Consider the following 24,649-nt stretch of genomic DNA (forward strand, 5'->3'; position numbering starts at 1 on the left):
CCATGGCATGATCGGGCACATGCGTGAACGTGTGGTGGCCGCGTGCGACGGGGCTTCGAAGGGAAACCCCGGACCGGCCGGATGGGCCTGGGTGGTCTCCGGCGACGACGAGCGGACCCCGGCCCGCTGGGAGTCGGGCCCGCTCGGCCGGGCCACCAACAATGTCGCCGAACTCACCGCGCTGGAGAGGCTGCTGACCGCCGTCGAGCCGGACGTGCCGCTGGAGGTCCGGATGGACTCCCAGTACGCGATGAAGGCCGTCACCACCTGGCTGCCCGGCTGGAAGCGCAACGGCTGGAAGACCGCCGCCGGCAAGCCGGTCGCCAACCAGGACCTCGTGGTCCGTATCGACGCGCTGCTCGACGGCCGCTCGGTGGAGTTTAAGTACGTCCCCGCCCACCAGGTCGACGGCGACCCGCTGAACGACTTCGCCGACCGCGCCGCCAGCCAGGCCGCCGTGGTGCAGGAGGCCGCGGGCAGCGCCCACGGCTCGCCCGAGCCGCCGCCCTCGCCCGACACCCCGGCCCCCTCCGCCCGCCGCAAGTCGCCCCGGCGGGCCACCGGCGCCTCCGGTTCCGCCTCCTCGCGGACCATCAAGGCCAAGTTCGCCGGCCGCTGCCTCTGCGGCCGCTCCTACGCGGCCGGCGAGTCCATCGCCAAGAACGCGCAGGGCTGGGGCCACCCGGAGTGCCGCACCGCCACCGGCTGACCCGCCACTACCGGATGTCTCCGGGCCCGGCCATGCCCAGACGCTGCTACCCTGCGAGGCCGATCGACTACGTCCGGTGACTTCCAGGGGTGTGCGCGTGAAGGTCGTCTGCGTCGGGGGCGGGCCAGCCGGCCTGTACCTCGCCATCCTGCTCAAGCGGCGGAACCCGTCCCACGACATCACCGTCCATGAACGCGCCCCCGAGGGTTCCACCTACGGCTGGGGCGTCACCTACTGGCAGGGCCTGATGGACCGGCTCCGCGCCCACGACCCAGAGTCGGCGGACGCCATCGCACGCAACTCGGTCCACTGGCACGAAGGTGTCGCCCACGTCCGGGATTCGAGTACCCGTCAGCCCGGCGACCAGGGCTCCGGCATCGGCCGCCACCGTCTCCTCGAACTGCTCGCCGAGCGCGCCCGAACCCTGGGCGTACGGCTGGAGTTCACGAGCGAGATCACCGCACCCCCGGCCGGCGCCGACCTGGTGGTGGCCGCCGACGGCATCGGCAGCGCCCTGCGCACCCGGTACGCGGAGGCGTTCGGCACCCATGTCACCCACGGCCGCAACCACTTCCTCTGGCTCGGCACCACCAAGGTCTTCGACGCCTTCACCTTCGCCTTCGTCGAGACACCGCACGGCTGGATCTGGGCCTATGGCTACCCCTACGACACCGGGCACAGCACCTGCGTCATCGAGTGCTCGCCCGAGACCCTCACCGGCCTCGGCCTGCACAGCGCCGACGAGGGAGACGGGCTCGCCCTGCTGGAGCACCTCTTCGCCGACCTCCTCGACGGCCACCCCCTCATCGGCCGCGCGTCCGACGGCACCAGCGTCCCCTGGCTGAACTTCCGCACTCTCACCAACCGCACGTGGCACCACGACGGCCTCGTCCTGCTCGGCGACGCCGCCCACACCACCCACTACTCCATCGGCGCGGGCACCACCCTCGCCCTGGAGGACGCCATGTGCCTGGCCACCGCCCTGCAGGAGCACCCCGCCCTGCCCGATGCCCTCGCCGCCTACGAGAAGCGCCGCCGCTCCGAGCTGCTGTCCGCGCAGAGCGCCGCCCGCTACAGCGCCCGCTGGTACGAGAGCCTGCCCCGCTACATCGAACTGCCCCCGCACCGCATGTTCGCCCTGCTCGGCCAGCGCCACTCCCCGCTGCTGCCCTACGTGCCGCCGCAGCTCTACTACGGCCTCGACAAGGCGGCCGGACAGCTCGAACCGCTGCGCCGGCTCAAGCGCTGGCTCGGCCCCCGCGCCGCCCGCGCCCTGCACGCCGCGCGCACCCCCGGCCGCTCCCGCTGACCCCCTGCACCCCAGCTCAGGGTACGGGCACCGGTTGGTGAATGGTCATTCACCGGATAGAGTGAATAGCTATTCACCAGTCACGCACATTCCCCCGCAGGAGCGTCGATGGACCCCTCCGCCCCCATACCCGAGCCGCCCGGCACCCTCGCGGCGCCGCCCCGGCTGCGGGAGCGCCTCACCATCCCCGTGCTGGCGTCGGGCGGCATCCTCATGGCCGTCATGCAGACCGTGGTCGTCCCGCTCCTGCCGGACCTGCCCCGGCTCACGGGATCGTCACCGGCCGCCGTCTCCTGGATGGTCACCGCCACCCTGCTCTCCGGTGCCGTGCTCACCCCGGTCCTCGGCCGCGCCGGTGACATGTACGGCAAGCGCAGGGTGCTGACTTCCGCGCTCGCCCTGATGACCGTCGGCTCGGTGCTGTGCGCGCTGTCCTCCGACATCACCGTGCTCATCACCGCCCGCGCCCTCCAGGGCGCCGCCGCCTCCGTCGTCCCGCTGTCCATCAGCATCCTGCGCGACGAACTCCCGCCTCAGCGGCGGGGATCGGCGGTCGCGCTGATGAGCTCCACCGTCGGCATCGGCGCCGCCCTCGGCCTGCCGCTGGCCGCGCTCGTCGTGCAGTACGCCGACTGGCACACCATGTTCTGGCTGACCAGCGCCCTGGGGCTGCTCGGGGTCGCGGCCACCTGGTGGGCGGTTGGGGAGTCGCCGGTACGCGAGGCCGGCCGGTTCGACGTGGTCGGCGCGCTGGGCCTGGCCGTCGCGCTGGTGGCCCTGCTGCTCGCCGTCTCCCAGGGTGGCCAGTGGGGCTGGACCAGCCCCGCCGTCCTCGGGCTGTTCGCCGCCTTCGCCGTGGTGGTCGCCCTGTGGTGGCGCCAGCAGTTGCGGACCGCCCGGCCGCTGGTCGATCTGCGGCTGGTGACCCGGCCGAGGGTGGGCCTGTCCCATGTGGCGGCCCTGCTCACCGGATTCGCGTTCTACGCCAACTCGCTCGTCACCGCCCAGCTCGTCCAGGCGCCCGAGGCCAGCGGCTACGGGCTTGGGCTGTCCATCGTCGCCACCGGACTCTGCCTGCTGCCCGGCGGCGTGACCATGCTGCTCTTCTCGCCGCTGTCCGCCCGGATCTCCGCCCGGCGCGGGCCCCGGATCACCCTCGCCCTCGGCGCCGCGGTCATCGCCTGCGGCTACGCGCTGCGCATCGCCGACAGCCGCGACCTCTGGATGATCATCCTCGGGGCGACCGTGGTGGCCACCGGCACCACCCTCGCCTACTCCGCGCTGCCCACCCTGATCCTGCGCGCGGTACCGGCCGCCCAGACCGCGTCCGCCAACGGTGTCAACGTCCTGATGCGGACCATCGGCCAGGCCGTCTCCAGCGCCGCCGTCGCCGCCGTACTGGTCCACCACACCAGCCTCGTCGGCGGGCTGCCGGTGCCCACGCTGCACGGGTATCTGATGGCCTTCGCCATGGCCGGTGCCGTCGCGCTGGCCGCCTGCGCGGCCGCCCTCACCATCCCCGGCGACGGCACCCCCGACGGCACCCCCCGCGCCGAGGGCGCCACCCTGGGGACCCGTGCCCTGGAGGAGGCGTGACCACCGCACCCGCTCCCGCGCGCCGGGACGCCGAGGCGACCAAGGCGGCCATCCTCAAGGCCGCCCGGCACCTCCTGGCCCGGCACGCGCACGCCGACATCACCCTCAAGGCCGTCGCGGAGCGGGCCGGGGTCAGCCCGCCGCTGGTGGTGAAGTACTTCGGCAACAAGGACGCCCTGTTCGCCCGCGTCATGTCCTTCGACACCGACGCCGACGACCTCCTCGACGCCCCCCTCGCCGGCCTGGGACGGCACATGGTCCAGCACGTCCTGGCCAGCCAGCGCGACCGGGGTGCCGACCCGCTGCTGCGCATCGCCTTCGCCCCGCTGCACGGCGACCACGGCGACGTCCTGCGCGCCAACTTCCGCGCCCAGGTCACCGACCGCCTCGCCGCCCGGCTCACCGGCCCCGACGCCGGGCTGCGCGCCGAACTGGCCGTCGCCGCACTCATCGGGGTCGGCGTCATGTACGGCATCGCCCGCGGCCCCCACCTGCGCGAGAGCGACCCGGACGAGGTGGCCGACCGCTACGGACCGCTCGTCCAGGCCCAGCTGACGCCCTGACTCATCCCTGGGGCGGGTCTTCCGGATCTCGCCGACAGCGCGGGCCCTGGCACGCGCTCTCCCAGGCTCTCCGAGCAGGGGGACCCCAGCCGCGTTGTCGTCACTCGCCGACTTCCCCACGCTGCGCTGCACTCGCGCGGGGCGCCCCCCATCGCGTCGACTCCCTCCTCCGCCTTGAATCTGCACGCACCAGACCCGGCCCCGCCGGGCCGACCGGCCGCCTCCGGTTTTCAGGGAAGTTTGTGGGCGAGAACGTCGAGTCGCTCGATGGAAGGCGGCTGGGAGAACAGATCGCCGGCTCGTTCCATCAGGGCGCTGCCCAGCCGGCCGTTGAGATGGGTCTGACGTGCGGAGTCGGTGGGGAAGGCGTCGAAGATCGCGAAGCCGGTCGCGCTCAGGCGCACGGCGAACCAGGCGACGGTGTCGGGCTCCTCCCGCACGAGGTCAAGGCCGCTGCGGAGAAAGTCGGCGACCTCTTCCTCCTTGCCGGGCTTCGCCTCGACGTATACGTACAGCCCGACCTTGACGTCTGCCATGAGGGGACTCCTATCGGTGCTCGGCCGCCCGCGAGCGCCCAGGCACTTCCGTGACCGGTTGGCATGGAACGAGCCTATTATCGCCGGGTTAATACGCCTTTGCGTACATTCGCCTGTCGCTGGCAGGTCGAATCACCCTCACCCCGCCGCAGGACCCGCGACGGGCGGGCCGGACGCACGGCTCAGGCGGCACCCACAGAGGCACGAAGCTCCGGGGGAAAGGCCCTACGCGCCGGTCAGCACTGCCTCCGCGCAACGGCGGAACGCGGCGAGCAGACGGCTGTTGTCGCCCGCGCGGGTGGCCAGCGCGACATGGCACGGTTCCACGCCGTGCAGCGGGATCGCGGTCAGATCCGGTCGTGCCGGCATCCCCGGCGCGGCCGCCGCGATCGCCAACGCCTGGCCGGACGCGACCAGTTCGAACTTGTCCTCGATGTCCCCGATGAACGGCCCGTCCGGCGCCGGCCGTCCGTCCGGGCGCGGGTCGATCCGCCAGAACGCGTCCCACAGCGGGTCCGGGACGCGGGGGAGGGGCTCGTGCGCGATGTCGTCCAGCGTCACCGACTCCTTGCCCGCCAGCCGGTGGTCCAGCGGGACCACCACCACGCGCGGCTCGTCGTAGAGCACGGTCACCCGCAGCCCGTCCGTGGCGAACGGCAGCCGGGCCACCAGCGCGTCCACCCGGTGGCCGAGCAGCGCCTCCCGCGCCTCGTGCCAGCGCACGTGCGCGGCCCGCACGTCGGCGTCCGGGAACTTGCGCCGCATCTCCCGCACGGCCGGGGTGACCAGCACGCCGGTCGTGTAGCCGACGGTGATCCGGCTGGGTTCGGCGGCCGCCCGCGCCTCCGTCGCCGCCTGATGCGCGGCCCGCAGCAGCGACCTGGCGCGGGGCAGGAAGACCTCGCCGGCCTCGGTGAGCCGGGTGCCCCGCGGGGTGCGGTCCAGCAGCTCGACGCCCAACTCCCGCTCCAGCCGCCGTACCTGACGGCTGAGCGAGGGCTGGGTGATGTGGAGGGCGGTGGCCGCGCGGCCGAAGTGCCGGTGCTCGGCGACGACCGTGAAGTACCGGACCAGCCGGAGATCGAGATCCGCGAAGTCGGACATGCCCTCCAGCGTACGGCCCTCGCACCAGCGGTGATGCCTGGAACGTATTGCGCCATGCGGAAGAAGCCTTGGACGCGCGGCTTCTGTCCGGCCGACGATGGAGGCACTTCCACCGACCATCCGAGGAGAGCTTCACCATGCGTGTTTTCGTCACCGGTGCCACCGGGTTCATCGGCTCCGCCGTGGTGCCCGAACTGATCGGCGCCGGGCACGAGGTCGTCGGCCTCGCCCGGTCGGACGACGGCGCCGCCGCGCTGAAGGAGGCGGGCGCCGAGGTGTTCCGGGGCAGCCTGGACGATCCCGAGGGCCTGGCCCGCGCGGCGGACGGCGCCGACGGTGTGATCCACCTGGCCTTCGTCCACGACTTCGTCGACTTCGACGCGGCCGGTGCCACCGATCTGCGGGCCATCGAGGCGATGGGCGCCGCCCTGGCGGGCTCCGACCGGCCGCTCGTCGTCACCTCCGGCACCGCGATCGCCCCGGCGGGCCGCCTCGTCACCGAGGCCGACGCGCCCGCGCCGGGCACCCACCGCACCCCGTCCGAGGAGGCCGCCGTCGCACTGGCCGAGCGAGGGGTGCGCGGTTCCGTGGTGCGGCTCGCGCCCTCCGTCCACGGGCCCGGCGACCGGGGCTTCGTACCACACCTCATCCGCATCGCCCGCGAGAAGGGCGTCGTCGCCCAGGTCGGGGACGGCGCCAACCGCTGGCCCGGTGTGCACCGGCTCGACGCCGCCCGGCTGTTCCGGCTGGTGCTGGAGCAGGCCCCGGCCGGTACCCGGTGGCACGCGGCCGCCGACGAAGGCGTGCCGTTCCGGGAGATCGCGGAGGTCATCGGCCGCCACCTGGACATGCCCGTGGTGAGCGTCTCCCCGGAGCGGGCGGGGGAGCACTTCGGGTTCCTCGGCCGGTTCGCCGGGGTGGACAACCCCACCTCCAGCGCCGCGACCCGCGAACGGCTCGGCTGGCGGCCCACCGGGCCCGGACTCCTCGCCGATCTGGACCAGGGCCACTACTTCGAGTGGACCAGCACAGTAGAGCCGATCAAGTGAGCGGTTTGAAAGAACGTTTGCGCGGTTAATTGCACCGCATGACCGAGCAGGCACCGCGCAGGGGGCGGGACGAAACCAGGGAAGAGCGGGCCGACCGCAAGTGGGGCGAACTGATCCAGGAGGTACGTGTCGCGCAGACCGGTGTACAGATCCTGTTCGGCTTCCTGCTGACGGTGGTCTTCCAGCCCAAATACGCCCAGCTCTCCAGCGCCGACCAGATCATCTACATCGTCACCGTGGTCCTGGGGGCCTGTGCGACCGGCGCCCTGATCGGGCCGGTCTCACTACACCGCCTGGTCTCCGGGCGCCGGGTGAAACCGGAGGCGGTACGGCTGGCGGGGAGGCTGACCTTCGTCGGCCTGCTGCTGCTCCTGGCCACCATGACCTGCTCGCTGCTCCTGATCCTCCGGGTGGCCACCCACGACGGCTATGTGCCGTGGCTGGTCGGCGCCGTCGTCTGCTGGTACCTGGTCTGCTGGTACGGCCTGCCGATCTGGGCCCGTTTCCGGCACTCGGACCCCGAGGACAGCTAACGCCCGGTACGGGCCGCGAGGGCCGCCAGTGAGCGGTCGTGGACCCGGCTGAGCAGCAGCAGGGAGAGCACGGAGCCGATCAGGGCGCAGAACATGTCCCACTGGGTGTCCCACACATCGCCCTGGGTCGCGAGGAAGGCGTCGGCTCCGTGTCCGCCGATCACGGCGGCCAGCCATTCCAGCAGCTCGAAACAGGCGCTGAAGGCCAGGCAGGCGCACACCGTCAGCGGGGCCAGCCAGCGGCTGCCGCGCAGCGGCGAGGTACGGGTGAGCAGCTCCCGTACCAGGATCGCCGGGACGAAGCCCTGCATCAGATGCCCGAACCGGTCGTACGGATTGCGGCTCAGGTGCAGGGTGTCCCGCACCCAGTCGCCCGCCGGTACCTGTGCGTAGGTGTAGTGGCCGCCGACCGCCAGCACCAGGGCGTGCGCGGCGAGCAGACCGCACAGCAGCCCGGTGAGCGGGAAGCGCCGCCACAGCAGCACCACCAGGGGCAGCCCGATCAGCACCCAGAAGGTCTCCAGGAACCACGTCGTACGGTCTCGCGCGCCCCACGCGGAGACGGCCAGGCCCACGGCGGCCACGCCCGCGAACACGACGGGCGGCACCGTGCGGCGGACGGTCGGCCGGGCGGGGTGGACTGCTGCCATGGCGGGCTCCAGAGGCTGGGCGGTGTCGGTCGCCCCATCGTCCGGCCGCCCGGCGCGCGGGGCATGAGTACCGGTACTCATGCCCCCGCCGCGCGTCCCTAGGGCTTCTCTCCCACGGCGCCGCGCAGCGCGGTGAGGCAGGAGCCGATCGCCTGCTGCAGCTCCTCCAGACGCCGGACCATGTCGTCCTCGTAGAAGTCCCGGGCGTCGTCGAAGGTCAGCTCCTCGAAGGCGCGGGTCGCCTTCTGCAGGCTGCCGTAGAACTTGGTGCGTCGCTCCTGCACCCGGAGTTCGGGGTCGGCCTCGACGGTGTCGGCGACCAGCGTCTTCAGCGTGTCGTACGCCTCCACCGCCCACTCGCCGGTGTCCTCGTCGTCCTCCAGCTCGTCGATCAGCGACAGATGACGCTCGGCCTCCTCGCGCAGCGCGGCGGGGGCGTCGACGGTCTGTCCCGCCGGGGTCCTGATCTGCCCGGACTCCGCGATCTGCCGGACGTAGCCGATCTTGTCGGCGGCGCGGCTCTCGGTGGCGACGGCCTTCTTCAGGTCGTCGGTGCGCACCACGTCCCGCGCCAGCTCGGCCTGGAGCTCCGGGTCCTCCTTGATCCGGTCCAGCAAGGCGGTGCGGGCCGCGCGGGCCGTGGAGGGGTCGGCCAGGATGGCGGCGCGCAGCGCGGTCGGGTTCTCGGCCACCTCCAGCGCCTTGGTCGGCCGGATGCCCTCGGCCCCGGCGGCCTCCGCGATGGCCGTGCCGCGCTCGGACGTGGCGCTGCTACGGGCGGAGTAGTAGCTCAACCAGACGTCGGAGTCCGGGAGTTGGACGTCCTGGCCCGGCTCCAGCGTCTCGAACTGCGGGACCAGGCCGTCGTCGGCGGCCCGGTCCCACGCCCGGTAGTAGCGCATGACCCGCTCCGGGGAGCACTCCGCCAGCTCCGCGAACTCCTTCGCGGACACCTTGGGGGTCTCCCCGGCCGCCTGCCCGCCCGGCCGCACGCTGCGCGCCACCATCAGCGCGAAGGCCCAGCCGCCGGTGCGCGCGTACACCCCGAACTCGCGGGCGTCACGCGCCACCAGGTCGGACAGGGGTGTCGGAGCGGCGGCAGTCGTCTCGGAGGGGTCGATGGCCAGGGTCACGGATGGCTCTCCTGCGTAGGGGGGCTCGGTGGTGCGGCCACCCGGCCGGCCGGGCGACGAGGGCAGCCTATATGGCCCGATAGGCGATGTTTGGCCGCAGCCGCTGCCGGCTCCCTCAGCGCTCGCGGTTGGCGAGCGTGTCCAGCAGGGCGCCCAGCTCGGCGGCCGCGCCCGGCTCCAGCGGCAGCCCGTCGAGCAGCGTACGGGCGGCGGCCATGTGCGCGTGAGCCTCCGCCAGGGCCGCGGCCCGCCCGCCCGCCGCCTCGATCAGCGCCGCCGCCTCCGCCGTACGGTGCCCACGGAGCAGGCCGGGCAGACGGGCGCCCTCGGGGGCGGCGAGTGCGGTCAGTACCGGGTACGTCCTCTTGCCCTCGCGCAGGTCGCCGCCCACCGGCTTGCCGGTGACCTCGGGGCGGCCCCAGATGCCCAGCACGTCGTCCGCGAGCTGGAAGGCGACCCCCGCGTGCCGCCCGGCCCGGTCCAGCGCGGCGACGACCGGGCGCGGAGCCCCGCCCAGCAGCGCGCCGAGCGCGAGCGAACAGCCCAGCAGGGCACCCGTCTTGCCCTCCGCCATCACGCGGTACTCCTCGGGCGCCACCGCTTCCGGGCCGGTCCAGGGCCGGGAGGCGAACAGCAGGTCGTCGGCCTGCCCCCGCATCACGTCGGCCAGCGCGCCCGAGAGCAGCCGCACCCCGCCGGGGACGTCGGCCAGGACGCCGACGGCCAGCGCGAACAGGGCGTCGCCGGCGAGAACGGCGGGACCCGTGCCGTACGCCTTCCACAGTGCCGGGCGGCCGCGCCGGGTGGCGTCACCGTCCATGATGTCGTCGTGCAGCAGCGAGAAGGCGTGCACCAGTTCCACCGCGACCGCGCCCGGCACCCCCGCCCCGGCATCCGCACCGGCCGCCCGCGCCCCGAGCACCGCCAGCGCCTGCCGCACCCCCTTGCCGCCGGCCTCCGCGCCCTCACGCCAGCCGAAGGAGTACGCGGCCATCTCGGCCAGCCACGGGTGCAGCCCGGCGACCGCCTCCCGCAGCGCGGGCCGCACCGACTCACGTGCTCCAGAAAGAATTTGGTCCGCCGAGATCCGCTCAGCGCGGAACACCGCCGTCACCGGGCACCCTCCGCCTCGGGCACGAACTCGGCCTGCGCCCGCGCCACCATCTCCCGCGCGTGCCGCAGCCCCGAGCGCTCCAGCACGAGGGCCAGCTCGGCCAGTTCGGCCGCCGTCTCCTCCGGGTCACGCCCCAGCCGGGCCAGGGACTTGGCCAGACCCAGCCGGGACAGCGCCTCGCCACGGGGTTCGTCCATCGTGCGGAACTCGGACAGCGCCAGGCCGTACAGGTCCCGTGCCTCCTCATAACGCCCGGCGCGGTACAAGACGTTGCCGCGCATCTTGTGGTTGTAGGCGAGCGCGCTGGACAGGTTCATCGTCCGGCACGTCTCCTCCGCCCGCGACAGCAGCTCCAGCGCCCGGCCGGTGTCCCCGTCCCGCGCCGAGAGGATGTCCGCCAGCCCGCGCAGCGCCCAGGCGTGGCCGCGCCGGTCGTCGGCGCGCTCGGCTATCTCCGCCGCCTCCTCGAACAGCGCGTACGCCCGGTCGAAGTCACCGGTGTTGCGGTGCATCTGGGCGATGCCCTCCAGCGCCCACACCGTGTGCCGGGCCTCCCCGCGCCTGCGGGCCTCGGCCAGCAGCTGTTCGTGCAGTCGGCCGACGGCCGCGTAGTCGCCCTGGATGCGGCCGGTCTCCGCCAGCCCGGCCAGCGAGTAGCCCCGGACCACGACGTCGCCGCCGCGCTCACCGAGTTCTGCCGCCAGCCCCAGCAGCCGCCAGGCCAGCGGGAACGCCCCCCGCTGCCGGGCCAGCGTGCCGCCGCTCCACAGCGCCCACGCCATCGCCCCGGTGTCCCCGGCCGTACGGGCCGCGCGGTAACTCGCCTTCCACGCGCGGTCGGCCTCCGCGGTGCTGCCGAGCCGCCGGTGTGCCTCGGCCACCGCGAGACCGCAGCGGGCCACCTCGGCGGGGTGCCCGGCCCGCTCGGCCTCGCGCAGCCGCTCCAGGCCCTCGGCGAGCACCTCGGTCAGCGAGGAATTGACGGACAGGGTGGTCAGGGCGCCCTGATACTCCGGGGCGAAAGCCTTGCCGTACATGTGAGCCCTTCTATACACCACGTGTATACGCGAGGCGTATAGCACGCGGGCGAATCGCCCCGGTCCACCGGGGGGCCGGGGCGTGGTCGGTCGTGGGGCAAGACGCGGGGACGGCGACGGGGGTTGCCCGTGCGACGCGGATCACTCCGAGTGGCGCGGGGAACCCCCGTACGGAATCAGTGCTGTTGGGGCTTCTGCGGGGTGGCCTCGCTGGGCCGCACCACCACGACACCCTCGCCCTGGAGCATGAGCTGGACGGCTTCGCCCGAACCGCCGCGCAGCATCGACCCTATGGACTGCGAGCGGTGGAGCGAGGTGCGCAGGTTCGCGGTCCAGCCGACCACCGCGTCCGTGTCGACGTACACCGGCGCCTGCTCGGACACCGGGATCACCAGCGGGTTGCCCTCGCAGATCAGGCCGAGTCTGCCGTGCCCGCTGAAGACGCTGTTGAACAGGCCGCCGCCCGCGATGCCGGAGCCCTTCACGGTCTTGATCTCGTAGGACAGCGATGCGTCGAAGCACAGCACGTTGCGGCCGTTGACGGTGAACTGGTCGCCGGGCTCCACCTCGACGATGAAACAGTTCTGGGCCTCGTGCGCGAACCACGCCTCGCCCCGCCCGCGCACCGACATCAGCGGGAGCCCCTCGCCGGTCACCGCGCGCTTGAGCATGCCGCCCACGCCCTGGCCCTTGCGCTCGAACTGGAGGCTGCCCCGGTGGGCGATCATCGCGCCCTGGCGGGCGAGCATCTCACCGTCCACCGCGTACCTGACGCACTTGCCGTTCTCTATCGCCATCCCCGGCTCGACGGCCGGACGGACCATGTGCTCACTGGAAAAGAGGTCACCCTTCATGAGCGCATGGTGTCCCGGACGGACCCGTTCCGCCAAGATCACGCGAGTGACGGGCCCGTCCGGGACGGGGAGTTCAGCGCGCCGTGGCCGGGGCGACGTCCGCGTTGCGCTCCACCAGCGCCGGGCCGCGACGCTGCTTGGCGCTCTTGCCGCAGAACGCCGGCTCCAGGGCGCCCGCCAACGCGTTGAGCACCTTGCCGTTGTTGGAGGTGGTGGCCACCGCCGTCAGCGCCCGCTTGCCGTCCTTCGTGGCGAACGCGTAGGTGTAGTAGCCCTGCACGGCGCCGGTGTGCCCGTACACCGACACCCCGCAGGACAGGTCCCGGCGGCGCAGGCCGAGGCCGTAGGCGGTGGTCGCGTCGACCTTGGTGAAGCGCTCCATCTGGGCGAGCCCGGCGGCGGAGAGCAGCTTGCCGCCGAGCAGCGCCGCGTAGAAGGTGTTCAGGTCCTTGGCGGTGGAGATGACGGCGCCCGCGCTCTGCGCCCAGGACACGGTCTGCTCGGTCGCGTCGACCAGCGGGTCGCCGGACCGGTCCGGGGTCAGATAGCCGCGCGCGAACCGGCCGGGAATCCTGGTGTCGGGGTGGACGTAGAAGGTGTCCCGCAGCTTCAGCGGGCCCGTGATCCGGCTCTGGTACGCCTCCTTGACCGGGCGTTTGGTGAACTTCTCGATGAGCATGCCCGCCACCACGAAGTTGGTGTTGGAGTACGAGTACGCCGCGCCGGGCGCGTTGACGCGCGGCTTCTTCAGGGAGAGCGCTACCAGCTGGGGGTAGGTGAACACCTTCTTGCGCACCGCCTCGAAGCCGGAGACGCTCTGGGCGAACATGTCGTTGGTGTAGTCGTACAGCCCGCTGCGGTGGCTCAGCACGTGCCGCACGGTGATGGCGTCGCTCGGCAGCAGCTTCGGCAGGTACCGGTTCACCGGGGCGTCCAGGTCCAGCCTGCCCTCGTCGGCCAGTTGGAGCAGGACGACCGAGGAGAACGTCTTGGTCACGCTGCCGATGCGGAACCGGTCGGCCGTGCTGGCCGCGCGGCCGGTGCCCCGGTCGGCGACGCCCCGGCTGATCAGATGGCTGCGGCCCTGGTCGTCGATCCGGGCCAGCGCGGCCGGGGCGCCCTGGGTGCGGACCGTGCGCAGCACCCCGTCCACGCCCGCCGTGTCGGGCGCGGGGAGCGCGGCCGCCGCGCCCTGCTGCCCGGTCGCCGCCTGTGCCGGGAGGGCGAGGAGCGACAGCGCCACCGCCCCGAGTACCGCGCTCCTGCGCACCGTTGCCGAGACCATCAGGTCACCACTCCCGTCCACACCGCCGTTGCTGCGACACGCGTCACATTCCGGCCTGGAACCTAGGGGATTGACGGCCCGTCTCCCCAGTCGACACACAGTCGGCATGCGGCGATCACTCCGGGGTGTCCTTTGGGTAAAGGATTGTCCCGGAGAGCAGCGAAATGGATCATTCCTTCTTTACGTGGCCATGACTCATCCGAAAGGGTGAACCCTCGGGGCGCGACCCGCCTGCCCCGATGGCTGCCCAACGGCGCCATGTGTCACGGCGGCCGGCGCGTCCGGCCGCCGTCGAACGAAGGAACAACCCCTGGTGCGCAGACCGCACATACGCAGTGTGGCCGTCGCCGTCGCGGTGGCGACGGCGGCCACGGGCCTGGCCGGCACGGCCTTCGCCCGCCCCGCGCCCTCGACGGCCCACAAGGCCGCCGAAGCCGTCCGGACCGCCGCACGGACCGCCCCCGTGGTGAACGCCGCCCGCGCGGCCGCCGTCGCCCACGCCGACGCCTCCGGGGTCGGCACGGGTGACGAACTCCGCGTGCAGGACGTCATGTTCGACCCCGAGGGCGGCCGTCACGTCCGCTTCCAGCGCGCCCACAGCGGCATGCCGGTGCTCGGTGGCGACCTCGTCGTCCACCTCGACCGGCAGCTCGCCTACACGGGCGTGACCACCGCGGCCGGCCAGTCCGTACAGGCCACCGCCTCCGACGCCCGGATCACCCCCAGGCAGGCAGCCGCCAAGGCGGCCGACGCCGCCGAGGGTGATGCCGGCACCGCCGAACTCGTCGTCGACGCGCGCGACGGCGAGACCGCGCTCGCCTACCGGGTCACCGTCACCGGCAGTGCCCTGGACGGCGCGAGCGGCACCCGCACGGTCGTCGTGGACGCCGTCACCGGCGAGGTCCGCAGCAACACCCCGGACGCGGACGAGTTCCTCTCGCCCAAGCTCCGCAAGGCGCTGCGGGCGCGCGGTGAGACGGTCGCCCCGTCCACCTCCGCCCAGAGTGCGCCGGGCCTCCTCGCGGGCATCACCTCGGGCGCCTCCGGCTACCCGGCCACCGCGCGCGGCACCGGCAAGACCCTGTTCGCGGGCAGCGTCCCGCTGACCACCACGCAGACCTCGCGCGGCCACTTCCAGCTCAAGGACCCCACCCGGTACAACACCGAGACGCGGGACGCCAAGGGTAAGTACACCGAGTCCTTCGGCGGCGGCAGCACCATCACGGGTACCAGCAACGTCTGGGGCAACGGCAGCACGAGCAACCGCAACAGCGCGGCCGCCGACGCCCAGTACGGCATCACCAAGACCCTGGACTTCTACAAGAAGACCTTCAACCGGTCGGGCATCGCCAACAATGGCAAGGCCGCCCGCGCGATGGTCCACTGGGGCCGCGGGGTCGGCAACGCCTTCTGGGACCCGGCCTGCGGCTGCATGCTGTACGGCGACGGCGACGACATGATCACGAAGCCGCTGGTCGTCCTCGACGTCACCGGTCACGAGCTGACCCACGGCGTGGTCGACGCCACCGCCAAGCTGGAGCCGACCTACGTCGACCGCGACGGCAACCAGTACGGCGAACCGGGCTCGCTCAACGAGTCCCTCGCCGACATCTTCGGCTCCAACGTGGAGTTCTTCGCCGCCAACGCGAAGAACCCGCCGAACTACCTGCTGGGCGAGAAGCTGGGGCTGAAGCAGAAGTTCCTGCGCCGCCTCGACCACCCCTCCCTGGACAAGCTGGAGGGCACGGTCGACTACTGGTCGAAGGCCACGTACGACACCGAGGTGCACGCCGGTTCCGGCGTCTCCTCGCACGCGTACTACCTCCTGGCCGAGGGCAGCGGCAAGAAGAAGATCGGCGGGGTCTCCTACGACTCCCCGACCTACGACGGCGGCGCCGTCAAGGGCATCGGCCGCGCCAAGGCCACGGCGGTCTTCTACCGCGCCCTGACCCGCTACATGGTCTCCACCACCGACTTCCACGACGCCCGTGTGGCGACACTGAACGCGGCCAGGGACCTGTACGGCGCGACGAGCACCGAGTACCGGACCGTCGACCGGGCCTGGGCCGCGGTCAACGTCAAGGCCGCCAACACCCCGGCGCCCCGCTGACGCACACCGGCTCCGCCAGGGCCCCGTCCCGCGCTCGCGCGGGGCGGGGCTCCTAGGGACTGGATTTCCGTGCCGTGATTTGCCGGAACGCTACGGGCCTGGCGGACGGTCTACGAGCGGTTCGCCCGCAGTTCCGCGCCATCGCCACCCGCCGCGACAAACTCGCCGCCCGCTATCGGGCAGGAAGTTCCGCATCGTGTCGACGGATGAGGTGCGTAGGTTCAATTCTTCCGGAATTGGCTTACCCGGTTTTTATCGCGGACCATCTGAGATATTATATGCAATTATGGCGGTTAGTAGTCGCGGCAGAGTCTTTTCGTCATGATCTGGGAAATACTGGTCCTGGGTTTCGTACTCAGTCTCGACAATTTCCGGGTATCGATCGCGCTCGGCACCGTCCCATTCGGTCTGAAGCGTGCGGTGCAGGTCGCGCTGACCTTCGGGCTGTGGGACGCGATCATGCCCCTGGTCGGGCTGTTGATCGGTCGCCAGATCGGTGAGTCCGCCGGGGACGTCGCCGATCTGATCGGCGCGGCCGCGCTCGGCGGGTACGGTCTCTACCTCGTCATCTCATCCCTCCGGAAGCCCGAACCGGACGAGCTGGACCACCCGTGGGCACTGTTCGGCATTCCGTTGACGCTGAGCCTGGACAATCTGTTCGCCGGGGCGAGCCTGGGGGTCCTCGGGCTCTCGCCGTGGTTCTCGGCCGCCGTCTTCGGCGCCATGACGGCAGTGTTGTCGCTGGTCGGACTGCTGCTCGGACAGGCCGCGGCGCGCCTCATCCGGATCCGCTCGGACCTGCTGAGCGGAATCACCTTGATCATCGCCGCTGCGGCGCTGCCTTTGTGGTTCGGCGGCTAGCCCGCTCACTTGACCCCGGGAGCAGGCTCGGCCCGCTCTCCACCAGGAAGCGACCCGGCAGGGAACAGCGGAAGATCGTCGGCCGTGAGTCAGCCTGGCCGGCGTCGAGCCCCCGGCCGACCAGGTCGTGACCGGGCGACAGGGGGCGGACCGGGTCGGTGCGGGCGGGGAACCAGCGGAGGGTCGTCGTCCCGCGAGCCGGCGTTGGCGGCCTCGACCGCCTTGGCGACCAGGTCGTGGTCAGGCGACAGGTGACAGACCGGGTCGGTGCGGGCGGCGTCGCCGGTGAGCAGGAACGCCTGGCAGCGACACCCGCCGAAGTCCACCTCCCGCCGGGGGCAGCTCCGGCAGGGCTCAGGCATCCAGTCGGTCCCCCGGAACGCGGTCATCACCGGGGACTCGGCCCAGATCCGCTCCAGTGAGTCCTCCCGCACGCTGGCCCGCGGCAATGGCAGGGACTGGGCGGCCGGGCAGGGCAGGACGTCGCCGTTCGGCGTCACGGTCAGCTGCCGGGAGGCCCAGCCGCCCATGCAGGGCTTCGGGTAGCGGCTGTAGTAGTCGGGGATGACGTAGATGATGTCCATACGGTCCCGCAACCGCTCGCCGGCGGCCCGTGCGACGGCCTCGGCCGCCTCGAGCTGGGCCCGGCTCGGCAGCAGCGCGGCACGGTTTCGCCAGGCCCAGCCGTAGTACTGGGTGTTGGCCAGCTCCACCCGGTCCGCGCCCACCTCCTCGGCCAGAGCGAGCACGTCGGCGACGCGGTCGATGTTGTGCCGGTGCAGCACCACGTTCATGGTGAGCGGCCAGCCCAGCTCCTTGACCACGCCCATCGCTTCGATCTTGCGTCGGAAGGAGGTGATCCCGGCGATCCGATCGGACACGGCCGGTTCGTCGGCCTGGATGCTGATCTGCACGTGGTCCAGGCCGGCGGCCCGCAGTTCCTCGGCCTTCCGGCGCGAGAACCCGAGGGCGCTGGTGATGAGGTTGGTGTAGAGGCCCAGGGCGTGGGCGTGCGCGACGAGCTCCACCAGGTCGCGTCGCAGCAGCGGTTCCCCGCCGGACAGATGGCACTGCAGAACTCCCAGGTCCTCGGCCTCGGTCAGCACCCGCAGCCATTCGTCGGTGGTCAGCTCGTCCTGGTAGTCGGCCAGGTTCAGCGGGTTGGAGCAGTACGGGCAGGCCAGCGGGCAGCGGTAGGTGAGCTCGGCGAGCAGCCCGAAGGGGCTATCCATCGGTGAGCTCCACCCAGCGCCGGGCGACGAGCCGGGCCAGGAACTGCCGGACCTCGTCGTCGGGGACGGTCTCATAGCGCGCGCCCAGTTCGGTCACGATCTCGGCCACGGTGTGCCGCCCGTCGCACAGCTCGAGGATGGCCGCGCCGCTGCCGTTCAGAACCACCACCGTCTCGGGGTGCAGCAGGGCCTTGCGCTGCCTGGTCCGGGAGAAGGTGAGCCGGACATGGGCCGCCAACCGGGGGCGGTCCGATCCGGACACCCCGACGCCGGGAGGGGTCGTGCTGCGGGTCCGGGTCGGTCCGGTACGGGTCGGGTCCATGGTGGTCACTCCAGGTAGGCCTGGTCGATGGCGTCCATCAGGCTCCACAGGACGTCACACTTGAACGACAGGGCGTCCACGGCGCGCGCCTGGGACTCGGCGGAGAGGCAGTGCGCGGTGACCACCTCGAGGGCGTGCTCGCAGTCGCGTGGCGCCTGCTCCAGGCGGGCGCGGAAGTAGGCAAGGCCCTCGGGGTCGATCCACGGGTACCACCGCTCGAACGCGGCGAGCCGCGCCGCCATCAGGTCGGGCGCGAACAGCTCGGTGAGCGAGGACGCCACCGCCTCCACCCACGGGCGGGTCCGGGCGAAGTTCACGTAGGCGTCGACGGCGAACCGCACCCCGGGTACCAGGTGCCGGTGGTCCCGGATCTCCTCGCGGGTCAGCCCGGCGGCCTCGCCGAGGCGCAGCCAGGCCTCGATGCCGCCCTCGCCCGCGGCAGTGCCGTCGTGCTCGACGATCCGTCGGATCCAGCGGCGACGGACCTCGAGGTCGGGGCAGTTGGAGAGGATCGCGGCGTCCTTGCGGGGGATGTTCTCCTGGTAGTAGTAGCGGTTGGCCACCCAGCCCCGGATCTGCCGGCGGCTCAGCCGGCCGGCGTTCATCCGGACATGGAACGGGTGCTGGTCGTGGTATCGCCGCGAGTGGGCCCGCAACGTCTCGACGAAGCCGTCGGCGCCGGTCGGTGTGGTTGTGGTGGCTGTCGTCGTCACGGCTCTACACCTGGATCTCGAGGCCGTCCATGGCCACTTCCATGCCGCTCTCCTCCAAGGTGCGCCGCTCGGGCGTGTCCTCCAGGAGTATCGGATTGGTGTTGTTCATGTGCACGAAGATCGTCCGCCCCAGCCCCAGCGACGGGAGCTGTGCCAGACTGCCGTCCGGGCCGTCGATGGGCAGGTGGCCCATCTCCCGTGACGTCTTGCGGGCGAGGCCGAGCCGTATGAGTTCGTCGTCGTGCCAGCAGGTCCCGTCGATCAGCAGGCACGCGCACCCCTCGAGCTCCACGCGGAGTGCGGCGGTCAGCGACTGCACGCAGGGCAGGTACACCAGGCTTCCCCCGCCGCGCTCGTCGGTCAGCCGGTAGCCCACGACGCGGCCGTGGTCCACCCCGGCTCCGAAACGGTCGCGCTTGGTGGTGGGTACGCCGAACGCCCGGCAGGACAGCCCGTCCGCCAGGGCGAAGCCGGTGCCGGGGAGCACTGCCCGCCACTCGACCGGGCAGTAGCGCTCCAGCGTGCGCAGAATCCCCGAGCCGTCGGACAGGGTCTTGCGCACCGCCGGTGTGGCGTACAGCCGCAGGGCGCGGGCCTCGCGCAACAGGAGCAGGCCCAGCGTGTGGTCCAGTTCGGCATCGGTGAGCAGCACCGCCTCCAGCGGCGTCGTCCGGTCGTCGTGCGGGTGCAGGCCGGGAAAGTCCTCGATCTGGGTGGGGACATCGGGCGAGGCGTTGATGAGGAACCACCGGCGGCGGTCGGCGCTGACCACGACCGACGACTGGGTGCGCGCGAGACCGGGCCGGGCGCGAACCGCGGCGCACACCGGGCAGCCGCAGTTCCACTGCGGGGAGCCGCCTCCCGCCGCCGAGCCCAGCACGCGCACCAACACGCCCGCACTCCGTTCATCGTTCCTCGTTCATCGAGGTCCGGGGCCGTCGCCGACCCGGCCGTCCGTGACCTCCCGAGCCGTCGGGCGGCGCCTGACCAGGTCCGGCGCCGCCCCATATCAGCTAGTCCTCCAACCGAGCGAGGTACATGGTCACCTCGGCCGCGACCGCGATCTCGTCGAATTCGGGCGTCTCCCACACAGTTCGCTGAGACTCCATGGATTCACCTCCTCTCCGCCGGGTTCACGGCACGCTCCGGTCACGCGCTACGACGGTTCCGGGAGGGCGAAGACGATCAGGGCGCTTCCGTGCCCCGCGCCGAGCATGCCGGGGAGGAATCCCTCGGCCCATCCGCCCCAGCCGACCGGCACGGCCACGTACTGCCTGCCTTCGACCATGTAGGTGGTCGGGCTGCTGTGGTGGCCGCTTCCGCACTGGAACTGCCACAGCATCTCCCCGGTGCGGGCGTCGAGCGCGTTGAACTCCCCGGACGGTTCACCGGCGAACACCAGGTCACCGCCGGTGGCCAGCGTAGAGGCGCACATGGGGAGTTCGTTGCGCCAGCGCCACTTCTCCTCGCCGGTGGCGTCGAACGCGCTGATGGACCCCGCCATGTCCTCGATGTCCACCTGAACGCCCGCACCCCAGTAGGGAATGCTCTCCTTGAATTCCCGGCGCCGCCGGGTTGCCGTGGCACCGGTGTCCTGGACCGGGACGTAGAAGAGCCCGGTCTTCGGGCTGTAGGACGCGTGGGTCCATTCCTTGGCACCGGCCGGACCGGGGTAGAAGTGGACCGGTTCTCCCTCCTTGTCCGGGTACACCTTGGCCGTCACCTGGCCGTCCCTCGTGATCGCCCCCCAGGTGATGCGGTCGACGAAGGGAGTGATCCCGACCCTCTCGCCGTTCGTGCGGTCGAGGACGAAGAAGTAGCCGTTCTTGTCGAAGTGTCCGAGCAGTTTGCGCCCGTCCTGCTCGAACAGGATGCACTCGGCGATGCTGTCGTAGTCCCACAGGTCGTGCGGGGTGCACTGGTAGTGCCAGCGGATCTGTCCGCTGTCCACATCGACGGCGATGACGCTGTCGGTGAAGAGGTTGTCGCCCTCGCGGACGCCTCCGTCGAAGTCGGGCGCCGGGTTGCCGGTGCCGACGTACAGCAGGTTCGTCTCCGGGTCGAAGGTGCCGGTGACCCAGCAGTTTGCCCCGCCCCGTGCCCAGGCCTCGCCGTCTGCGGGCCAGGTCTCCGAACCGGGCTCCCCCGGCTTCGGCACCGTGTAGCAGCGCCACTGGTGCTCGCCGGTTTCGAGGTCGAACGCGTCGAGGTGGCCGCGTACGCCGAACTCACCGCCGGAACTCCCTACGATGACCATGTTTTTCACGATCAGCGGGGCGACGGTGGCGCTCTCCCCGGCCCGGACGTCTCCGTAGGTCTTGTCCCAGACCCGCTTGCCGGTGGTGGCGTCGAGCGCGAGCAGACGGGCATTCGCCGTGACGAAGAAGACCTTCCCCTCAGCCACGGCCACCCCTCGGTTCACGTTCCCGCAGCACAAGGACACGTCGAAGGGGACCGCATGCTTGTACCGCCAGATCTCCACACCCGTCTTCGCGTCGAGGGCCCAGACCCAGCCGTCCCAGCCGGAGAGGAACATGACGCCGTCGACGATGATCGGGGCGGCCTCGAACGAGTAGGTCGACGCGCCCGCGATCAGGCCGGTCGTGCCGGCCTGGAAGACCCATGCCGGGACCAGGCGCTTGACGTTCTCCGTGTTGATCTGGTCCAGCGGGCTGTACCGCTGCCCGTTGTAGGCGCCGTAGTAGGTGAGCCAGTTCTGGGGTTCCTCGCCGGCATTGAGTATGCGCTCGTAGTTGATGCCTGCCACTACCGGCGGCGCGACGTCCCCGCCCGCGATCTTGCCGCTCAGCTTCCCCTGGTCGACAGCCTCTCCCGCGTCCACGTAGTCGACGGTGGTCATTTGTTCCTCCTTCTTCCTACGGCCGCGGCTGTTCGGGACGGTCGAGGCGAGCCTCCGGCGGAGCGTCCCCCAGGACGACGATGGCACCGGTCAGTCCCCGGCCCTCGTCATTGCCCGTGGGCGAGCTGAACCAGTAGTAACCAGGCCCGTCGAGGTTGAGGTGCGCCCGTCCTCGCGAATGGTTCACCAACCAGATGAACTTCCGGTCGCCATTGCTCGGCAGGAGCGCGCAGTGCGTGTTGTCGTCGTCATTGACGAGCTCGAGCTCGATATCACCGCCATGGGGCATGACCAGAATGGAGGGATCCCAGGTCAGCTCATCCGGCTGGATACGAATGGTGGCCTGCATGCGGCCTTCCGGTCCCTCGGTGGCCTCACTCACACTTCCGGTACACAGCACCTGTCCCAGCGTGGCTTTGTTCTGTGCGTCCAGCCCGATCCTGTCCAGCAGGTCGGCTCGCTCCTGCGCGGTCGTCATCGGGGCTTCACTCCCCTCATCCCGAATCTCTGTTCATTCCGCATCGGCCGCGCTGAAGGCGGCACGTCACAGCCAGCTGCGCGCACCGCGAAATTCCCCTTTGGTATCGCCTGATGTCCGGCTGTAACCGGTGCTAAAGGAGCGCCCCACGCCGAATGAATAGCACCGGAAAGGATGCGAAATCGGTGGTCAGGAAAGACGCTACGCCGGACGAATCACACCGACAAGGCGAGCCCTGTTTCGGGCCGGCTCATACCGTTCGTTCGCGACCGGCTGCCGTTCGTACCCGATGTGCCGCCGTTGAGAGCGGTCGCGCCGCACTGCGACGCGTCGATCAGGCGAGGTCGTACCGATCGAGGTTCATGACCTTGGTCCACGCGGCGACGAAGTCCTGCACGAACTTCTCCTGTGCGTCGTCGCTCGCGTAGACCTCCGCGACGGCACGCAGCTCGGGGTTGGAGCCGAAGACGAGGTCGACGCGGCTACCGGTCCACTTGACCTCGCCGGTGGCGCGGTCGCGCCCCTCGAAGGCTTCCGCGGTCGCGGACGTCGGCTTCCATTCCGTGTCCGCGTCGAGCAGATTCACGAAGAAGTCGTTGGTCAGCGAACCGGGCGCCGCGGTGAAGACGCCCAGCGGCGACTGCTGGTGGTTGGCGCCCAGCACCCGCAGGCCACCCACGAGGACGGTCATCTCGGGCGCGCTCAGGTTCAGCAGGTTCGCGCGGTCGACCAGCAGGTGCTCCGACGGCAGCCGGCCGCCCTTGCCAAGGTAGTTGCGGAACCCGTCGGCGGTCGGCTCGAGCGGGGCGAAGGACTCCACATCGGTCCACTCCTGCGTGGCGTCCGTGCGTCCCGGACTGAAGGGGACCTCGACGTCGTGGCCGGCGGTGCTGGCGGCGTGCTCCACGGCGGCGGCTCCGCCGAGCACGATGAGGTCGGCCAGCGAGATCCTCTTGTCGCCCGCCTGGCAGCTGTTGAAGGACTCCTGGATCCCCTCCAGGGTGTGCAGCACCTGTGCCAGCGTGTCGGGGTCGTTGACCTCCCAGTCCCGCTGCGGCTCGAGGCGGATGCGGGCCCCGTTCGCCCCGCCACGCCTGTCGCTGGCGCGGAACGTCGAGGCCGACGCCCACGCGGTGGAGACGAGCTGGGAGACGGACAGCCCGGAGGCGAGGACCTGGCTCTTGAGCGCGGCTATGTCCGCCGCCCCGACGAGCATGTGGTCCACGGCGGGGACCGGGTCCTGCCAGAGCAGCGTCTCGCGGGGAACCAGCGGTCCGAGGTAGCGGTGGATCGGCCCCATGTCGAGGTGCGTCAGCTTGAACCAGACCCGGGCGAACGCGTCCGCGAGCTGGTCCGGGTTCTCCAGGAAGCGTCGCGAGATCGACTCGTAGACGGGGTCCGACCGCAGAGCGAGGTCCGTCGTCAGAATCGTCGGGGCGTGGGTCGCCGACGGGTCGTGGGCGTCCGGCACTGTGCCGGCCCCGCCGCCGTCTCTCGGGATCCACTGCCACAGACCGGCGGGACTCAGCTCCAGGTCCCACTCGTAGCCGAACAGGGTCTCGAAGAAGCCGTTGTCCCATGTCGTCGGGGTGGGTGTCCACGTACCCTCGAGCCCACTGGAGATGGCGTCCCTGCCCTTTCCGGTGCCGTAGCTGCTCTTCCAGCCCAAGCCCTGCTGTTCGAGGGGGGCGCCCTCGGGTTCGGGGCCGAGGTGGGCGACCGGGTCCGCCGCGCCGTGGGTCTTGCCGAACGTGTGGCCGCCCGCGATCAGCGCGACGGTCTCCTGGTCGTTCATCCCCATGCGCCGGAACGTCTCGCGGATGTCCCGGGCCGCGGTGAGCGGGTCCGGGACGGTGTTCGGTCCCTCGGGGTTGACGTAGATGAGGCCCATCTGGTCGGCGGCCAGAGGGTTCTCCAGTTGCCGGACGCCGCCGTGACGTTCGTCGCCGAGCCAGACGTGCTCGGGGCCCCAGTAGACGTCCTCGTCGGGCTCCCAGACGTCCGCCCGGCCGCCGGCGAAGCCGAAGGTCGTGAGGCCCATCGTCTCCAGGGCGCGGTTGCCCGCGAAGATCATCAGGTCGGCCCAGGAGATCTTGCGGCCGTACTTCTTCTTCACCGGCCAGAGCAGCCGGCGCGCCTTGTCGAGATTGCGGTTGTCCGGCCAGCTGTTCAGCGGCGCGAAACGCTGCATGCCGGCGCCGGCGCCACCACGGCCGTCGTGGATGCGGTACGTGCCCGCGCTGTGCCACACCATCCGGATCATGAGCGGCCCGTAGTGGCCGAAGTCGGCCGGCCACCAGTCCTGCGACGTCGTGAGCACCTCGTCGACGTCCCGCGCCAGGGCGTCCAGGTCGAGAGTCCGGAACTCCGCGGGGTAGTCGAAGTCCTCGCCCATGGGGTCGGCCATGGCGGGGTGTTTTCGGAGAATCGCCAGGTTGACCTGGTCCGGCCACCAGTCGCGGTTGCCCGCGCTCCCGATCGCGCCACCGCGGTGCCCGGCCGGGGCAGAGAGGCCGAGGCCGCCCCCGCCCCCGACGTTCGTCTCGCCGACAACGGCGTCCGGACTGTCGGACACGGGACTCCTCCTTCCGGGAACAGAGG

24 protein-coding genes are annotated in these 24,649 nt (G+C 71.5%); 8 read left to right on the forward strand and 16 right to left on the reverse strand.

Features of this window, described 5'->3' with window-relative positions:
• Positions 1-7: 7 nt before the first annotated feature.
• The 4 genes from E5082_RS29700 to E5082_RS29715 all read left to right on the forward strand — a co-directional run bounded on the left by E5082_RS29700 (position 8) and on the right by E5082_RS29715 (position 4,177).
• Complete coding sequence (locus tag E5082_RS29700; RefSeq protein WP_135794343.1) at positions 8-709, forward strand: ribonuclease H family protein; 702 nt, start codon at positions 8-10, stop codon at positions 707-709.
• A gap of 97 nt (positions 710-806) precedes the next feature.
• Positions 807-2,018 (forward strand): FAD-dependent monooxygenase, encoded by a 1,212-nt coding sequence (locus E5082_RS29705; protein WP_190045445.1) that lies wholly within the window; start codon positions 807-809, stop codon positions 2,016-2,018.
• A 108-nt stretch (positions 2,019-2,126) separates the two neighbouring features.
• A complete protein-coding gene (locus E5082_RS29710) occupies positions 2,127-3,614 on the forward strand; it encodes an MFS transporter (RefSeq protein ID WP_135794344.1) in 1,488 nt (495 codons plus the stop codon).
• Positions 3,611-4,177 (forward strand): TetR/AcrR family transcriptional regulator, encoded by a 567-nt coding sequence (locus tag E5082_RS29715; protein WP_135794345.1) that lies wholly within the window; start codon positions 3,611-3,613, stop codon positions 4,175-4,177. The genes E5082_RS29710 and E5082_RS29715 overlap by 4 nt, the downstream gene beginning before the upstream one ends.
• A gap of 230 nt (positions 4,178-4,407) precedes the next feature.
• Here E5082_RS29715 and E5082_RS29720 read toward each other — a convergent pair whose 3' ends face one another.
• On the reverse strand, positions 4,408-4,713 hold the full coding sequence (locus E5082_RS29720; RefSeq protein ID WP_135794346.1) for a putative quinol monooxygenase: 306 nt from the start codon (positions 4,711-4,713) through the stop codon (positions 4,408-4,410).
• 225 nt (positions 4,714-4,938) lie between these two features.
• Positions 4,939-5,817 (reverse strand): LysR family transcriptional regulator, encoded by an 879-nt coding sequence (locus E5082_RS29725; RefSeq protein WP_135794347.1) that lies wholly within the window; start codon positions 5,815-5,817, stop codon positions 4,939-4,941.
• Positions 5,818-5,954: 137 nt separating this feature from the next.
• On the opposite strand from E5082_RS29725, the gene E5082_RS29730 reads away from it, so the two are divergent.
• Positions 5,955-6,866, forward strand: coding sequence for an SDR family oxidoreductase (locus tag E5082_RS29730; protein ID WP_135794348.1), 912 nt, complete (start codon positions 5,955-5,957; stop codon positions 6,864-6,866).
• 38 nt (positions 6,867-6,904) lie between these two features.
• Positions 6,905-7,399, forward strand: a complete 495-nt coding sequence (locus tag E5082_RS29735) for a DUF6328 family protein (protein WP_135794349.1) — start codon at positions 6,905-6,907, stop codon at positions 7,397-7,399.
• Here the strand turns inward: E5082_RS29735 and E5082_RS29740 are convergent.
• From E5082_RS29740 to E5082_RS29765, 6 genes are all read right to left on the reverse strand, one after another.
• Positions 7,396-8,049 carry a DUF2238 domain-containing protein gene (locus E5082_RS29740; protein ID WP_190045441.1) on the reverse strand — a complete coding sequence of 218 codons (654 nt, stop codon included), beginning with the start codon at positions 8,047-8,049 and terminating at the stop codon, positions 7,396-7,398. The two genes, E5082_RS29735 and E5082_RS29740, sit on opposite strands and share 4 nt — an antisense overlap.
• Before the next feature lie 98 nt (positions 8,050-8,147).
• Positions 8,148-9,182 (reverse strand): hypothetical protein, encoded by a 1,035-nt coding sequence (locus tag E5082_RS29745; RefSeq protein WP_135794350.1) that lies wholly within the window; start codon positions 9,180-9,182, stop codon positions 8,148-8,150.
• A gap of 115 nt (positions 9,183-9,297) precedes the next feature.
• Positions 9,298-10,296: a polyprenyl synthetase family protein gene (locus tag E5082_RS29750; protein ID WP_135794351.1), complete on the reverse strand. Its 999-nt coding sequence runs from the start codon at positions 10,294-10,296 to the stop codon at positions 9,298-9,300.
• Positions 10,293-11,333: a tetratricopeptide repeat protein gene (locus E5082_RS29755; protein WP_135794352.1), complete on the reverse strand. Its 1,041-nt coding sequence runs from the start codon at positions 11,331-11,333 to the stop codon at positions 10,293-10,295. The genes E5082_RS29750 and E5082_RS29755 overlap by 4 nt, the downstream gene beginning before the upstream one ends.
• A 176-nt stretch (positions 11,334-11,509) precedes the next feature.
• A complete protein-coding gene (locus E5082_RS29760; protein ID WP_086694711.1) occupies positions 11,510-12,187 on the reverse strand; it encodes an AIM24 family protein in 678 nt (225 codons plus the stop codon).
• 73 nt (positions 12,188-12,260) lie between these two features.
• Positions 12,261-13,472, reverse strand: a complete 1,212-nt coding sequence (locus E5082_RS29765; RefSeq protein WP_135794353.1) for a serine hydrolase domain-containing protein — start codon at positions 13,470-13,472, stop codon at positions 12,261-12,263.
• A gap of 313 nt (positions 13,473-13,785) precedes the next feature.
• On the opposite strand from E5082_RS29765, the gene E5082_RS29770 reads away from it, so the two are divergent.
• Positions 13,786-15,582, forward strand: a complete 1,797-nt coding sequence (locus tag E5082_RS29770) for a M4 family metallopeptidase (protein WP_135794354.1) — start codon at positions 13,786-13,788, stop codon at positions 15,580-15,582.
• A 321-nt stretch (positions 15,583-15,903) separates the two neighbouring features.
• On the forward strand, positions 15,904-16,443 hold the full coding sequence (locus E5082_RS29775; protein WP_135794355.1) for a manganese efflux pump MntP: 540 nt from the start codon (positions 15,904-15,906) through the stop codon (positions 16,441-16,443).
• Between the two features lie 89 nt (positions 16,444-16,532).
• Here the strand turns inward: E5082_RS29775 and pqqE are convergent, their stop codons facing one another.
• The 8 genes from pqqE to katG form a co-directional block, all read right to left on the reverse strand.
• Positions 16,533-17,675 carry a pyrroloquinoline quinone biosynthesis protein PqqE gene (pqqE, locus tag E5082_RS29780; RefSeq protein WP_135794356.1) on the reverse strand — a complete coding sequence of 381 codons (1,143 nt, stop codon included), beginning with the start codon at positions 17,673-17,675 and terminating at the stop codon, positions 16,533-16,535.
• Positions 17,668-17,997, reverse strand: a complete 330-nt coding sequence (gene pqqD / locus E5082_RS29785; RefSeq protein WP_135794357.1) for a pyrroloquinoline quinone biosynthesis peptide chaperone PqqD — start codon at positions 17,995-17,997, stop codon at positions 17,668-17,670. The genes pqqE and pqqD overlap by 8 nt, the downstream gene beginning before the upstream one ends.
• 5 nt (positions 17,998-18,002) lie before the next feature.
• The gene (pqqC, locus tag E5082_RS29790; protein ID WP_135794358.1) at positions 18,003-18,710 is read right to left on the reverse strand and encodes a pyrroloquinoline-quinone synthase PqqC; all 708 of its coding nucleotides are present in this window, start codon (positions 18,708-18,710) and stop codon (positions 18,003-18,005) included.
• A gap of 4 nt (positions 18,711-18,714) precedes the next feature.
• The gene (pqqB, locus tag E5082_RS29795) at positions 18,715-19,602 is read right to left on the reverse strand and encodes a pyrroloquinoline quinone biosynthesis protein PqqB (protein ID WP_135794359.1); all 888 of its coding nucleotides are present in this window, start codon (positions 19,600-19,602) and stop codon (positions 18,715-18,717) included.
• A 121-nt stretch (positions 19,603-19,723) separates the two neighbouring features.
• On the reverse strand, positions 19,724-19,819 hold the full coding sequence (gene pqqA / locus E5082_RS29800) for a pyrroloquinoline quinone precursor peptide PqqA (protein WP_135794360.1): 96 nt from the start codon (positions 19,817-19,819) through the stop codon (positions 19,724-19,726).
• A gap of 47 nt (positions 19,820-19,866) precedes the next feature.
• Entirely contained in the window at positions 19,867-21,570 is a 1,704-nt protein-coding gene (locus E5082_RS29805) for a PQQ-dependent dehydrogenase, methanol/ethanol family (RefSeq protein WP_135794361.1), read from the reverse strand.
• A 16-nt stretch (positions 21,571-21,586) separates the two neighbouring features.
• A complete protein-coding gene (locus E5082_RS29810) occupies positions 21,587-22,048 on the reverse strand; it encodes an MSMEG_3727 family PQQ-associated protein (RefSeq protein WP_135794362.1) in 462 nt (153 codons plus the stop codon).
• Between the two features lie 334 nt (positions 22,049-22,382).
• Positions 22,383-24,623, reverse strand: a complete 2,241-nt coding sequence (gene katG / locus E5082_RS29815) for a catalase/peroxidase HPI (protein WP_135794363.1) — start codon at positions 24,621-24,623, stop codon at positions 22,383-22,385.
• Between the last annotated feature and the right edge of the window lie 26 nt (positions 24,624-24,649).

This window comes from Streptomyces griseoluteus (genome assembly GCF_004784465.1).
In the GTDB taxonomy this organism is placed as follows: domain Bacteria; phylum Actinomycetota; class Actinomycetes; order Streptomycetales; family Streptomycetaceae; genus Streptomyces; species Streptomyces griseoluteus.